The sequence below is a fragment of the Klebsiella sp. P1954 genome, from assembly GCF_018199955.1.
Classification (GTDB): Bacteria; Pseudomonadota; Gammaproteobacteria; order Enterobacterales; family Enterobacteriaceae; genus Klebsiella; species Klebsiella pneumoniae.
Genome location: NZ_CP073373.1, coordinates 5,271,800 through 5,285,479, shown reverse-complemented (window position 1 = coordinate 5,285,479; position 13,680 = coordinate 5,271,800). Strand labels below are relative to the sequence as shown.

Genomic DNA, 13,680 nt, shown 5'->3' with positions numbered 1-13,680 from the left:
GATATATGAGCCCTGTCAATGTTTGCGTGGATGATTAAAAGCTTCGTCAATACACCCGGAATGCTCAGCGGGCTGGCATCGCGCCAGCCCGCCCGGTTTACAGCACCTTGCTGAGGAACGCGGCGGTGCGTGGGTTACTCGGCGCGCTAAAGATCTGCCCCGGCTTGCCCTCTTCCTGAATGACGCCCTGGTCGATGAAGATCACCCGGTCGGCCACTTCGCGGGCAAAGCCCATTTCGTGGGTCACGATCACCATGGTCATCCCCTCGCTGGCGAGGTTTTTCATCACCTCCAGCACGTCGCCCACCAGCTCCGGATCCAGCGCCGAAGTAGGCTCATCGAACAGCATTATCGACGGCTTCATCGCCAGCGCGCGGGCGATGGCTACCCGCTGCTGCTGGCCGCCGGACAGGCTCGAGGGCCAGGCGTCGCGCTTATCACTTAAGCCCACCTTCGCCAGCAAGGCTTCCGCCAGGTCGACCGCCTGCTGGCGCGGCATATTGCGCAGATTCATCGGCGCCATGATCAGGTTTTCCAGCACCGTCATGTGCGGGAACAGGTTAAAGCGCTGGAACACCATGCCGACGCTTTCGCGCATCTTGTTGAGGTCGGTGGTCCGGTCGTGGGCGGCAAAGCCGTTAACCACCACCTCGCCTTCGCTGACCGTCTCCAGGGCGTTCATGCAGCGCAGGAAGGTGCTTTTCCCCGAGCCGGATGGGCCGATGATGCACACCACTTCCTGCGGTTTAATATCGCAGCTGATGCCGCGCAGCACGTGGCTGTCGCCGAAGCGCTTATGTAAGTTATTAATGTGAATCACTTTTGCCAAACCTCTTTTCCAGACGGTTAACCAGCTGCGCCAGCAGGAAGGTGATCACCCAGTAGACCAGAGAGATGGTCAGGTAGGGTTCCCAGTAGGTGGCGTAGGCGCCGGAGACGGTGCGCGCGGCATAGGCCAGATCGGCCAGGCCGATCGCCGAGGCCAGCGACGAGTCTTTGACAATGGCGATGGCGTTATTGCCCAGCGGCGGCAGAATGCGGCGAAACGCCTGCGGCAGGATCACCTTGCGCATGGTTTTCCACCACGGCATGCCCAGCGCGCGGGAGGCCTCCATCTGCCCTTTGTCGATCGACTGGATGCCGGCGCGGAAAATCTCCGACACATAGGCTCCGGCGTTAAGGGTGATCGCCACGATGCAGGAGAGGAACGCCCCGTAGCTGGCGCGCAGTTCGCGGGCAAAGTCGGCGCTCATCAGGCCGCTGGTCACCAGCAGGCCGTCGCGCGGATTGATAAACAGCGGCACCAGCGCAAAGTGCACCACCATAATCTGCACGAACAGCGGCGTGCCGCGGAAGGCGCTGACGTAAAAGCGCACCGGAAACTGCACCAGGTAGCGGAGAATATATTTCCACGGCCCGTGCTCGGCCTTCGCCATCCGCCCGAGACCGAGAGTTAACCCCCACAGCGTCCCGAGGATCACGCAGATAATGGTACATTTAATCGTCATCAGGGCGCCGTCCACAAACAGCGGGCCGTACTCCTCGATGATCTCCCAACGGAATCCCGTCATAGTCCTTCCCTAAAAAATACGGCTATCGCCTGGGCGATAGCCGTGGTCACTGAAAAAGGTGGATTATTGCGCTGGCAGCGTCGGCACGTTGTCGTCGAACCAGGTTTTATAGATTTTGGCGTAAGTCCCGTCAGCAACGATCTTTTGCAGCCCGGCGTTGATTTTGCCCAGCAGTTCACTGTTGCCTTTCGCCACCGCAATACCGAAATACTGACGCTCAAATTTGGCATCCGGCACCAGCTTGAACTGCTTCTCCGGGTGCTGTTTGATGTAGTACTTCACCACCCCGACGTCGCCTACCGCGGCGCTGACGCCGTCCTCAAACAGCTCCTGGAGCATCAGCGGGGTATTGTCGAAGCGCTTGATCGCGGTGCTGTTTTTACCCAGCACCTCAGAAACCACGATATCGCCGGTGCTCGAGTTCACCACCCCGACCTTCTCGTTTTTCAGGGCCGCCAGCGAATCCACCTGCGAGTCCTGAGCGACGACGATAGACTGTTCGGCCGGGAAGTACGGCGCGGAGAAATCGACCATCTGTTTGCGTTTATCGGTGATAGTGATCCCGGAGATGATGATGTCGCGGTCGCCGGTGTTCAGCGTGGCGAAGATGCCTTCCCATGGGGTATTGACCAGCTTAACGTCAAAGCCTTCGGCTTTGGCGATGGCTTTGATGATGTCGATGTCGAAACCTTCCAGCTGTTTCTGGCTGTTTTCAAATTCAAACGGCCGGTAGGTGCCGCCGGAGCCGACGGTATAGGTTTCCGCAGCCGCCTGTCCGGCAGCCGTCAGCGCGGCTATCATGCAACACGCTTTGAGCAAATTCTTGACCATGAGATTTCCTTTTTATGCATTTATTTTGCATAAAAATACACACACTCACTTTTATATGCAACCGGAAACCTTCCCGCTGGTGAATTATCTTCTCAATGGCCCCGTTTACCGCCGGATTTACCGATAGCCCGATGCAGATCGTTGATTCGTTTCAGGGATTTCACCGTTTTTTGTGGCGTGGTAGAGGCCACCGACAGGACAATCATCTCCAGACAGACCAGCACCGTACCGTGCAGCGGCATCCGGCTACTGTCCCCGCCGCGCGGGACGTCGATCACCACCTGCGCCTCCTGGCTGAAGCGCGAGTCCACCGCCTGGGTCAGCAGGATGGTCGGAATACCCAGCCGCTTCGCCTCGCGCAGGGTGGTCAACCCTTCGCGATGGGGGGATTTTTGCCCCATCATGATCAGCACATCGCCGCGCTGCAGGCCGATAAGCTGTTCGGCAAGACTAAAGCCCGTGCGGTTCATCACGTACGCCGGCAGGCCAATACGGCTGAACAACCGGGCGGTGTATTCGGCGAGGATCCCCGAGGCGCCGATACCGAAGATCCCCACCTGGCGCGCGTCGCTGAGCAATGCCACCGCCTGAGCCACCGCCGCGCGGTTGTCGGCCCGCGACAGGACCTCGCACACCCGCTGATGGCCTTCAAGCACAAAATCAATACTGGAGTTGACGTCGCTGGAGAGCGCGGTAACCGTCGAGCGCATCTTTTCCGCCGAGGTGACCGAGGTGCCGAACCAGCGCTCCATGGTCTGCTTAAGCTCGCGCAGCCCGGCGAAGCCCAGCGCCTGGATGGCACGCACCACCGTGGCGTCGGAGGTCTGGGTCGCGGTGGCGATCTCCATCGCCGTATGCTCCAGCACCACCTCGCGGTTGTCGTTGATATAGCTGACCACCGCCCGCAGCCGGGGGGAGAGCTGGTGCGCCCGGGCGCGATAGCGTTCGCCGAACAGATCGACTTTGCCCTTCTCTTTTTTTACCGCGCTTTTCATTTGGCCTCCGCCGGGATCGGCCTGCCGGCAATATGCGACTGCACCTGGGCCACCATCAGGGACAGCGCGGCGTAGGAGTTGGAGATCACCTCTTCCCGCGGCAGCAAAATATAGTGCCCGGTGCGGCAGGCGCGCATAAAGTCGCACCAGCCGGGCATCACGCCTTCCATCGCCTGCAGCTCATCCTGCGGCTTACCGCCGGTATCCGACCGCCAGGTGGCGAAGACAAAATCAGCGTCCAGCTCCGGCAGCTGTTCCGCGCTGACGTCAATGCGCTGACCATCGGGGATCCGCTCAATCAGCGGCGGAAAGCGGAACCCGGCGTCGCGCAGCACCCGGCCCAGCGCATGATACGAATGATGCACCGTGACCTTGCCGTTGTTCGCCTGGATCACTGAGACGCTGTACTGCGGTGGGTTGACCATCGCTTTCAGCTGCTTGATTTGCTCCTGATAGCGGCGCTCGAGGATCGCCAGCCGCGGCTGGGTGCCGGTCAGCTGCGCCAGCTTGCGGTAAATCTCCGGGGCGCTGCCCTGCAGATGGTCGATGCTCACCGTCGGGGCAATCTTCTCCAGTTGCTCCACTGACACGTGGCGGCTGGGCTCAGTGATGATCAGATCCGGCCTGGCGGCGGCTACCGCTTCCAGATCGATATCGGCGGTGCCAATAAAGCGGATATCGCTGTTGTCGAAATCGACGCCGGTGAGCTGGGCGCTGGATCGCAGGTAGTGGCTACCATCCGGGCGCGTCCGGCCGTGGCTGGCGATCGGCGGCGCCCCGAGCTCAATCAGCGGAATGGTAATATCGAGATCGTGCATCGAAACAATGCGCTGCGGATGCAGCGGGACGGTGACGGTGCGGCCTAAATCATCGGTGAAAATTTGAGTCTGTGGGGCGGCGGCGCTGACGGCCCCCGTCAGCAACAGCAGCAATGAGACGAACCAACGCATACTACCTTCCTGGTTAAAGGGCATCACGGCGACGCCAGAGCAAGACAACGAAGAACGGGCAGCCCACCAGGGCAATGACAATCCCCGCCGGGATCTGCAGCGGGGCAAACGCCAGCCGGCCAAGGGTATCGGTCGCCAGCACCAGCAAGGCGCCAATCAGCGCGCTGCCGCACAGCAGCGATACCTGGCCGCCGCGCAGCACGAAACGCGCCATATGCGGCGCCATCAGGCCCACAAAACCCAGGCTGCCGACGCAGGAGACGCTGGCCGAGGTCAGCAGCACCGGGGCGAAAAAGCGCAGCACCGTCAGCCGCTGCAGACGTACGCCGAGGCCGATGGCGGTCCGGTCGCCCAGCAGCGCCACGTCCGCCGCCCGGGCGGTACAGAACAGGATGATGGCCCCGGGCAGCGCCCAGCAAAAAGCCACCGCCAGCAGCGGCCAGGTGGCGGCCTGCAGGCTGCCCGCCAGCCAGATCATCGCCGTCTGCACGTCGCGTACGTCGGCGGTGGTCATAAAGATGCCGACCGCGGCCGCCAGGCTCCAGGAGACGCCGATGCCAATTAAAATAAAGCGCGGCCGCGAACAGTCGCGGGCCAGCGTCAGGACCAGCAGGGCCACCGCTATGCCGCCGACCATCCCCGCCAGCGGTCGCCAGACCAGGCCTACCGCCGGGAAAAACAGCACCAGCGCCAGGACCACGATGCTGGCCCCCTCTTTGACGCCGATCAGCCCCGGGTCGGCCAGCCCGTTACGGGTGATGCTCTGCATCGCCGCGCCGGCCAGCCCCAGCATGGCCCCGCACAGCAGCGCCATCAGGATCCGCGGCAGGCGGATATCAAACAGAATAAAGCGCGGCTGCTCGCCCATCTCCTGCGGCGCCAGCAGGGCCCGCGCCAGCGTCGACGCGGGCAGCGGATAGCTGCCGCGGCTGAGGCTGTACAGCCCCAGCGCCAGCAGCGTCAGCACTATGCTGGCGGCAATTTTTAACGCCGCAGGACGCAGCAGCAGCTGGCGGGAGGCGAAAGCCAGCGGCCGAAAACCGGCCCGGTGAACGGCGCGCGTCATTTAAAAAACCTCGCGGCGATAAAGATAAACAACGGCGCGCCCACCAGGGCGGTCATCGCCCCGGTCGCCAGCTCCTGCGGCGCGGCCAGCGTCCGGGCGGCGATATCCGCCAGCACCAGCGCCAGCGCTCCCACCGGCGCAGCCAGGGGCAGCGCCAGGCGGATGTCTTCCGTCACCAGACGGCGCACCACGTGCGGCACCACCAGCCCGACGAAGCCGATCGGCCCGGCCACCGCCACCGCCGCGCCGCAGAGCAGCGCAATCGCCAGCAGACCCAGCAGCCGCGTCTGGACGAGATTAACGCCAAGGCCCAGCGCCACCTTATCCCCCAGCGCCAGCACATTAAGCCGTGGGGCAATGAGCAGCGCGACGCCAAGGCCGATCAGCGCCGGAACCAGCGCCGTCTGCAGCGTGCTCCAGTTCAGTCCGGCCAGGTCGCCGGCCAGCCAGGTACGCATCGCCAGCAGCGTCTGTTCATCGAGAATCAATATCGCCGCCGTCACCGCCGACGCAAACCCTGACAGCGCCACTCCGCACAACGTGATGCGCAGCGGCGTCGCCCCGCCGCGCCCGGCAGAGGCCAGCGCCATCACGCCACCGAACAGCAGCCCCGCGCCGCAGGCGGCGGTCAGCGGGCGCCCGGCGGGGAAAGCGCCGAAGGACAGGCCCAGCGCCGAGGTCGCCACCACCGCCAGCGAGGCGCCGGCGTTAAGCCCGAGAATATGCGGCTCGCCAAGCGGGTTACGGATCACCGTCTGCAGCAGCAGCCCGGCGACGCCGAGCGCCGCGCCGGTCAGCAGCGCCGCCGCCAGCCGCACCAGACGCAGATCGACGATAATCCGCTGCTCAAAGTTACGCGGATCGTACTCCAGCAGCGCTCGCAGCACCGTCTGCGGGGCGATCCAGCGGGCGCCTAAGCCAAGATGCACCAGCGAGGCGGCGATAAGCAGCAGCGTTAGCAGAAGCAGCGCCAGCCGGGGGCGGGGGCGACGCCGCGCGGAAAGCAGGATGGCCACGCTCATTGTGCCGCTGCCTGGCGGTCGCGAAACGGCATAAAGAAGGGTTTGCCGGTTTGCGGGTTAATCGACATCTGCACGTCAACGTCAAACACGCGTTTAATCAGCTCAGGGCTACAGACATCGTTGTCGCTAATCGTGCCGGCGATGCGCCCCTGTTTAAGGAATACCAGCAGATCGGCGTAGTTCACCGCAAAGTTAAGGTCATGGAGCACTGTCACCACCGTGCGGCCATGTTCGCGGGTGAGGGTCTGGAGCAGCTCAAGGATATCGACCTGATAGCGCAGATCGAGCCAGGTGGTCGGCTCATCGAGCAGAATGGTGGCCGTTTGCTGGGCCAGCGCCATGGCGATCCAGCAGCGCTGACGCTGGCCGCCGGAGAGGCTGTCCACCGGCAGATGGGCGAATTCGGCGGTACCGGTTAAGCGCAGCGCCTCCTCTACCGCCAGCTCATCGGCCTCGGACCACTGGCGCATCAGCCCCTGCCACGGGTAGCGCCCGCGCGAGACCAGCTCGAAAACGGTCAATCCTTCCGGGGTCAACGGCGATTGCGGGAGGATGCCCAGCTGGCGCGAGACGGTCTTCGTCGGCATCTGGTGAATGGCTTGCCCGTCCAGACGCACGCAGCCGCCGAGCGGTTTCAGCATTCTGGCGATAGTCGAGAGCAGCGTGGATTTGCCGGATCCGTTCGCCCCGGCCAGCACCGTCATTTTGCCGGTGGGAATGGTCAGGTTGATATCGTCAACGATCAGGGTCTGGCCGTAGCCGGCCGACAGGGCATCCAGTACGATCCCCTGCTCTGCAGGTTTCACCCGCTGTGGCATAACTCGCTCCTGCGCCGCAGCGTTCCAGGCAATAGCTGGACATTCTGCAGTCAAATCAAAATAAATCTCATTCTCTTTTGATCATGACGGGGATGAATGTAGTAGTCAATACTCGCCCTCGTCTTCAGACGGGGACGCTGACTACAGCGAGGCTGTGCCAACGCAATATAATTAAAATAAAATAATATCAGATAGATAACGACAGAACATTCCCTACTGGAGGTGTTTAAAACGTCCTATTCCTCGCCGTTGAATTTTTATCTTGCATAACGTTTACTACTACATCCCTTCATGATTGAATGATTCTCAATTACACATCTGAAGGCGCATTCAGACGCTAAACAGAGTGCTTTTATTATTCAGGGCAATGATTTTATTGGCTTAATCTGACCGCAAAGGCAGATTCGTTCACGAGAAACAGATAATGACTCAACCCCATGTCGCCTGCAGGACGTTGCCAGGGCGCGCGCTTTTTTCGCTTCTTTTTTTAGCCTCACCGGGATTAATGGCCGCCGACAATCGCGCGGCGAAAAGTACTAACGACGCGGAAGAGACCATCACCGTAGTGGCCGACGGCGCGCAGCAGAGCGCCACAAGCGGCTATCAGCCGCTCAGCTCCGCCACCGCGACGCTAACCTCGATGCCGCTGCTGGATATTCCCCAGGTGGTCAATACCGTCAGCGATCGGGTTCTCGAAGATCAGCACGCCACCTCACTCGATGAGGCGCTGTATAACGTCGCTAACGTGGTGCAGACCAACACCCTCGGCGGTACCCAGGACGCCTTTACCCGCCGCGGCTTCGGCGCCAACCGCGACGGCTCGATCATGACCAACGGCCTGCGCACCGTGCTGCCGCGCAGCTTTAACGCCGCCACCGAACGGGTGGAGGTCCTGAAGGGGCCCGCCTCGACGCTGTACGGTATCCTCGACCCCGGCGGGTTGATCAACGTCATCACTAAACGGCCGGAGCGGCAGTTCTCCGGTTCGGTTTCCGGGACCTCCACCAGCTTTGGCGGCGGCACCGGCAGCGTCGACATCACCGGCCCCATCGAAGGCACGAATCTGGCGTACCGACTGATTGGGGAATATCAGAATGAGGATTACTGGCGCAATTTCGGTAAAAACAAAAGCAGCTTTATCGCCCCTTCCCTGACCTGGTTTGGCGAGCGGGCAACGGTGACCGCGTCCTATTCGCACCGCGACTACAGCGCCCCCTTTGATCGCGGCACTATCTTCGATCTGAATACCGGCCATGCGGTGAACGTCGATCGCAAAATCCGCTTCGATGAAGCGTTTAATATTACCGATGGCTATTCCGATCTCGCTCAGCTCAACGCCGAGTATCGCCTTAACGACGCCTGGACCGCGCGCTTCGATTACAGCTACAGCCAGGATCACTATAACGATAACCAGGCGCGGGTGATGGCCTATGATTCGGCGACCGGCAACCTCACCCGCCGGGTCGATGGTACCCACGGTTCAACGCAGAAGATGCACTCCACCCGCGCCGACCTGCAGGGCAACGTGGTAGTGGGCGGCTTTTATAACGAGCTGCTGACCGGCGTCGCCTATGAGAATTACGATCTGCTGCGCACCGATATGCTGCGCTGTAAGAACGTTAAAGGCTTTAACATCTATCATCCGGTCTACGGCACTCTCGACACCTGTAATACCGTCTCCGCCTCCGACAGCGACCAGCGGATCCAGCAGGAGAGCTATGCCGCATACGTGCAGAACGCGCTGTACCTGACCGACAACTGGATCGCCGTCGCCGGCGTGCGCTACCAGTACTACACCCAGTACGCCGGTAAAGGCCGACCGTTTAACGTCAATACCGACAGCCGCGATGAGAAATGGACGCCGAAAGCCGGCCTGGTCTACAAGGTCACGCCGAACGTCTCTCTGTTCGCCAACGTCGCCCAGTCGTTTATGCCGCAGTCGTCGATCGCCAGCTATATCGGCGAGCTGCCGCCGGAAGAGTCCACCTCTTACGAAGTGGGCGCCAAATTCGACCTGTTAAACGGCATTACCGCCAATATCGCGCTGTTTGATATTCATAAGCGTAACGTGCTGTACACCGAGAGCATTGGCGATGAGACGGTGGCCAAAACGGCGGGCAAAGTGCGTTCCCAGGGCGTGGAAGTGGATCTGGCGGGGTCCATCACCGATAACCTCAGCGTGATCGCCAGCTACGGCTACACCGACGCCAAAGTGCTGGAAGATCCGGATTACGCCGGGAAACCGCTGCCAAACGTACCGAAACATACCGGTTCGCTGTTCCTGACCTATGACATTCATAACGTCTACAACAGCAATACCCTGACCGTCGGCGGCGGCGGCCACGCGGTCAGCAAGCGCTCCGGCACCAACGGCGCGGATTATTATCTGCAGGGGTATGCGGTGGCGGATGTGTTCGCCGCCTATAAGATGAAGCTGCAGTATCCGGTGACGCTGCAGGTGAATGTGAAGAACCTGTTTGATAAGACCTATTACACTTCCTCGATCGGCACCAATAACCTCGGCAACCAGATTGGCGACCCGCGCGAAGTGCAGTTCACGGTGAAGATGGATTTTTAAGCCGGACCATGGCGTCGCGCCGGATATTCATTGCCGGGCGGCGCTGCGCTTGCGCCGGCCTACGTTTCCGTGACATTGGTCGCAGCGCCACCGGGGAATGCGTTCAGCTTACCAGTCCGCCTCCTGGCCGAGGATGCGCAATATATCCTGACGATGCTGCAGCAGCTGCGGGTTATCGCGATGACGGGGAAAAGCCAGCGGCAGCGCAAACTCGGCGATAATCCGCCCTGGACGCGGCGACATCACCAGCACCCGCTCGCACAGCAGCAGCGCCTCTTCGATATCGTGGGTCACCAGCAGGCTGGTATACCCCTGCTGCTGCCAGAGGGCGATCAGCTCCCGCTGCATACTGATGCGGGTCAGCGAATCGAGTTTGCCCAACGGCTCGTCGAGCAGCAGCAGACGCGGTTCGTTCAACAAGGCGCGCGCCAGCGCCGCACGCTGCGCCATACCCCCGGACAGCTGCCGCGGCCACGCCTCGCTGAAGGCCTGCAGCCCGATGCGGTCAATCAGCGCGTCTGCCTTCGCCTCCAGCCCCTTTTTGCCCTGCGCCTGCGGGCCCAGCAGCACGTTCTGCCGCACCGTCAGCCACGGATAGAGCGTCGGATCCTGAAACACCAGAATTCGCTCCGGCCCCGGGGCGCCGAGCGCCGCGCCGTCGATCTGCATCTGTCCGCTCTGCGGCGCTTCCAGCCCCGCCAGCAGCCGCAGCAGGGTTGATTTACCGCAGCCGGAAGGGCCCAGCAGCGCCACGCTTTCCCCCGGGCGCAGCTGCAGGCTAATATTCTCCAGCACCGGTACCGTCTGTTTGCCAAGCGTAAACGCATGATGAAGATGGCTGATGGATACCGCCGCGCCGCGCGCTATCGTCTCGGTTACCATTGCATCCCTCCTCGCTGCCAGCTCAGCAGCCGGTCACGCAGCATAAATAATCCGCTTATCAGGCCGGAGCATAACAAGGCCATCACCAGCAGCGCGGCATACATATTCGGATAGGCCGCCCAGCCCTGGGCCCACTGGAGGTAAAAGCCGATCCCCGACTTCACCCCGACCATTTCGGCGACAATCAGCACCGAAAACGACGCGCCGAGCCCCATAAACAGGCCGACAAAGACGTTCGGCAACGCGGCGGGGATCGCCACCCGCAGGATCAGGAAACGCTGGCTGGCGCCGAGGGTCCGCGCCACGTCGTACCACGCCTTATCAATGCCCATCACTCCGGACCAGGTCAGCACCGTGACCGGGAACCAGGTGCTCAGCGCGATCAAAAACACGCTGGCGCCGAAACTCGAGGGAAAAATAAACAGGCACAGCGGCAGCAGCGCGGTGGACGGCACCGGCCCCAGCAGACGTAACACCGGATGCACCCAGTAGCCAATCCGTTGCGACCAGCCGATGGCCAGACCGGTGATGAACCCGCTGCTGGTACCCAGCAGCACACCGAGCCCCAGCAGCCCCAGGGAGTGCAGCAGGCTGTCGAGCAGGCGCGGCCAGTCGTCGTGCAGCACCTCGATCAGCGCCTGCGGCGGCGCGAAGAATGGTACCGGCAACACGGCAGTTTTGGCGGTCAGCCCTTCCCAGACAGCAAACAGCACCGGCAGCAGCGCCAGCCACTTGCCGGCATGCAGCACACGCGCGCCGCGCGCCCGCCAGTAGCGATAGCTCAGCGCCAGCAGCAGCAAGCCGCCGCCGAGGGTGAATTGCGCCAGCGCCCAGCCTTCGCTAAACGGCCAGCGCCGCCCGGCGTCGGGCCAGGTAAGAGTAAACAGACCACCCAGCAGCCACAGCGCGGCGGCCAGCAGCCCTTCTCCCCACAGCGGCGCGCGGCCGGTGGGGCGCGCCAGAGCCTGCTCAGGCGAATACGTTGGCATAGATACTCTCCGCGAACTGATGGGGATCGGTACCCGGCTTGATCACCTGCACCCGCTGCAGGTCGACCGCATACTGCGTCAGCTCTTTCACGAACGCTTCGCCCACCGCGTGATGGCCGTGGCCCTGCCCGTGGAGGATGCCGCTCACCTCCGCTTCACTCGTATTCAGGGCATGGGCGAGGAAGGATTGCGCCACGCTTTCCGGATGCGCAGCGGCATAGCTGTGCGCCTCAAGGATCGCCTGGGTGAGCGCCGCGGCGGCCGGTTTATGGTCCCGCGCCAGGCTCCCGCTCACCCCCATCACGCAGCAGCTGAGGTTGGCATAATCCCCGGTCATATTGCTGGCGATCAGCTGATACTTGCCGGTCTCCAGCAGACGATAGCTGAACGGCTCGCTGCCGCTGATGGCGGCGATTTCGCGCTTGTCCAGCGCCACGCTGAGCAGATCCGCCGGGTAGACTTTCCACTGCACGTCGCTGATCGGGTCGATACCGTGGCGCTTAAGCAGAATGGCGAAGAAGTTTTTATCTGGTCCGGCCATGTCGGTGACGCCGATGGTTTGCCCCTTCAGGCTCTCGAGGCCGCCGAACGGCGAGTCTTTAGCCGTCAGCAGGTTCAGACAGCCGCCGTGGGTCCCGGCGGTGAGCTTGACGTCAAAGCCCTGCTCCAGCGCCTTCAGCCAGCGCAGCGCCATCCCCACCCCGGCGTCGGCCTTACCGGTGGCGATCGCCTCCAGCAGCACATCGGTGGAGTTGCCGAAGTTAACAAACTCAACATCGAAGTTGTATTTACTGAATATCTTCTGCTGCTCGGCGACGGCGACCGGCGCGAGGCATACCGCGCTTTTGTTGATCGCCAGCTTGATCTTGTAGGGCTCTGGCAGGCGCAGCGCCGGATGGGCATCGCCGCCGGCCATGTCCGCCATATCATGAGCCCACAGCGGCAGAGAGACCCCGGCCAGCGCCAGGCCGCCGCTGAGCTGTAAAAAACGGCGGCGGGAAAAAGGGGTTCTGGTCATGGCGTCACCTCGGCGGCGGGCACGCTAAAACGGCGGTCAAAGGTCGGCTTCACGTCAAGCCGGGTGCGGATCAGGCCGTTGGCGAGATAAAAGTCCGCCGTTGCCTGCTGCTGGGCCACTGTTTCCTCGGCCAGCGGCTGCCACTGCGACTGGCGGTTGGCAAACTGCGCGCGGGCGATCTCCGCCGGAAAGCGGATGATCTCCCCCAACGTTTTGCCGTAGCTGTCGAGATTGGCGTAGGCCCAGCGCTCGGCGCCGGCCAGGCGCTGGAGATAATCCTGCAGCGCGGCGCGTTTATGCGGATCGTTAAGCGCGGAATCCGTTGCCGCGAGGAAGGTATTCCCCGGCAGCAGCCCTTTGCCGCTCACCAGGATCTGCCCCTCGTTGGTCTTCACCATTTGGGTGGTGTAGGGCTCCCAGGTCGCCCAGGCGTCCACCGAACCGTTTAGCAACGCCACTTTGGCGTCCACCGGGCCGAGGAACACCCACTGCACCTCCTTCGGTGAAATCCCCGCCTGCTCCAGCGCTTTCAGCGCCACGAAATGACCAATCGACCCTTTACCGGTGGCGATGCGTTTGCCTTTTAAATCAGCGCCGCTTTTTAACGTGCTGCCGGGGGATACCAGCACCGCGGTCCCCGCCGGGTTGCTTTTATCCACGGCAATAGCTTTGACCGGCGCACCGTTGGCCAGGGCGAAGAGCAACGGCGCATCGCCAATGATCCCCGCGTCCACGGCGCCCGCGTTGAGGGCTTCCGCCAGCGGCGCGGCGGCCGGGAACTCGGCCCACTTAATGTCGTAAGGGAGATTTTGCAGGGCGTTGGCCGCCTCCAGCTGCGAACGCATGCCGCCTTTTTGATCGGCGATACGCAGGGTAAGCCGCTCCTGCGCTGTCGCGTAGCCGCCCAGCGCCAGCAGCATCAGCGCGGCCGCCAACCGGCCTGAAAATGATAGACGCATC

General features: G+C 62.3%; 12 protein-coding genes and 1 pseudogene. 1 reads left to right on the top strand and 12 read right to left on the bottom strand.

The features are described 5' to 3' along the window. Positions 1 to 97: 97 nt before the first annotated feature. The 8 genes and pseudogenes from KB890_RS25415 to KB890_RS25380 all read right to left on the bottom strand — a co-directional run bounded on the left by KB890_RS25415 (position 98) and on the right by KB890_RS25380 (position 7,253). The gene (locus tag KB890_RS25415; RefSeq protein WP_002908374.1) at positions 98 to 820 is read right to left on the bottom strand and encodes an amino acid ABC transporter ATP-binding protein; all 723 of its coding nucleotides are present in this window, start codon (positions 818 to 820) and stop codon (positions 98 to 100) included. Beyond that, positions 807 to 1,571, bottom strand: a complete 765-nt coding sequence (locus tag KB890_RS25410) for an amino acid ABC transporter permease (RefSeq protein WP_004151161.1) — start codon at positions 1,569 to 1,571, stop codon at positions 807 to 809. The genes KB890_RS25415 and KB890_RS25410 overlap by 14 nt, the downstream gene beginning before the upstream one ends. A 63-nt stretch (positions 1,572 to 1,634) precedes the next feature. After that, entirely contained in the window at positions 1,635 to 2,402 is a 768-nt protein-coding gene (locus tag KB890_RS25405) for a basic amino acid ABC transporter substrate-binding protein (RefSeq protein ID WP_002908376.1), read from the bottom strand. Between the two features lie 92 nt (positions 2,403 to 2,494). After that, a pseudogene (locus KB890_RS25400) lies at positions 2,495 to 3,428 on the bottom strand (MurR/RpiR family transcriptional regulator). Continuing rightward, positions 3,394 to 4,371, bottom strand: coding sequence for an ABC transporter substrate-binding protein (locus KB890_RS25395; protein ID WP_072157830.1), 978 nt, complete (start codon positions 4,369 to 4,371; stop codon positions 3,394 to 3,396). The pseudogene KB890_RS25400 and the gene KB890_RS25395 overlap by 35 nt, the downstream one beginning before the upstream one ends. Continuing rightward, a complete protein-coding gene (locus KB890_RS25390) occupies positions 4,361 to 5,413 on the bottom strand; it encodes a FecCD family ABC transporter permease (RefSeq protein WP_004180322.1) in 1,053 nt (350 codons plus the stop codon). The genes KB890_RS25395 and KB890_RS25390 overlap by 11 nt, the downstream gene beginning before the upstream one ends. Then, positions 5,410 to 6,435: a FecCD family ABC transporter permease gene (locus tag KB890_RS25385; RefSeq protein WP_004180323.1), complete on the bottom strand. Its 1,026-nt coding sequence runs from the start codon at positions 6,433 to 6,435 to the stop codon at positions 5,410 to 5,412. Before KB890_RS25385 ends, KB890_RS25390 begins: the two co-directional genes overlap by 4 nt. Further along, positions 6,432 to 7,253: an ABC transporter ATP-binding protein gene (locus tag KB890_RS25380; RefSeq protein WP_004180324.1), complete on the bottom strand. Its 822-nt coding sequence runs from the start codon at positions 7,251 to 7,253 to the stop codon at positions 6,432 to 6,434. The genes KB890_RS25385 and KB890_RS25380 overlap by 4 nt, the downstream gene beginning before the upstream one ends. 505 nt (positions 7,254 to 7,758) lie before the next feature. On the opposite strand from KB890_RS25380, the gene KB890_RS25375 reads away from it, so the two are divergent. Next, on the top strand, positions 7,759 to 9,831 hold the full coding sequence (locus KB890_RS25375) for a TonB-dependent siderophore receptor (protein WP_004180325.1): 2,073 nt from the start codon (positions 7,759 to 7,761) through the stop codon (positions 9,829 to 9,831). Between the two features lie 108 nt (positions 9,832 to 9,939). On the opposite strand, the gene KB890_RS25370 is transcribed toward KB890_RS25375, so the two are convergent. The 4 genes from KB890_RS25370 to KB890_RS25355 are packed head-to-tail and all read right to left on the bottom strand — an operon-like array spanning position 9,940 to position 13,679. After that, complete coding sequence (locus KB890_RS25370; RefSeq protein ID WP_002908439.1) at positions 9,940 to 10,713, bottom strand: ABC transporter ATP-binding protein; 774 nt, start codon at positions 10,711 to 10,713, stop codon at positions 9,940 to 9,942. After that, positions 10,707 to 11,702, bottom strand: coding sequence for an ABC transporter permease (locus tag KB890_RS25365; protein ID WP_004148681.1), 996 nt, complete (start codon positions 11,700 to 11,702; stop codon positions 10,707 to 10,709). The genes KB890_RS25370 and KB890_RS25365 overlap by 7 nt, the downstream gene beginning before the upstream one ends. Then, positions 11,683 to 12,720: an ABC transporter substrate-binding protein gene (locus KB890_RS25360; protein WP_020325168.1), complete on the bottom strand. Its 1,038-nt coding sequence runs from the start codon at positions 12,718 to 12,720 to the stop codon at positions 11,683 to 11,685. The genes KB890_RS25365 and KB890_RS25360 overlap by 20 nt, the downstream gene beginning before the upstream one ends. Beyond that, positions 12,717 to 13,679, bottom strand: coding sequence for an ABC transporter substrate-binding protein (locus KB890_RS25355; RefSeq protein ID WP_004180329.1), 963 nt, complete (start codon positions 13,677 to 13,679; stop codon positions 12,717 to 12,719). The genes KB890_RS25360 and KB890_RS25355 overlap by 4 nt, the downstream gene beginning before the upstream one ends. Position 13,680 lies beyond the last annotated feature (1 nt).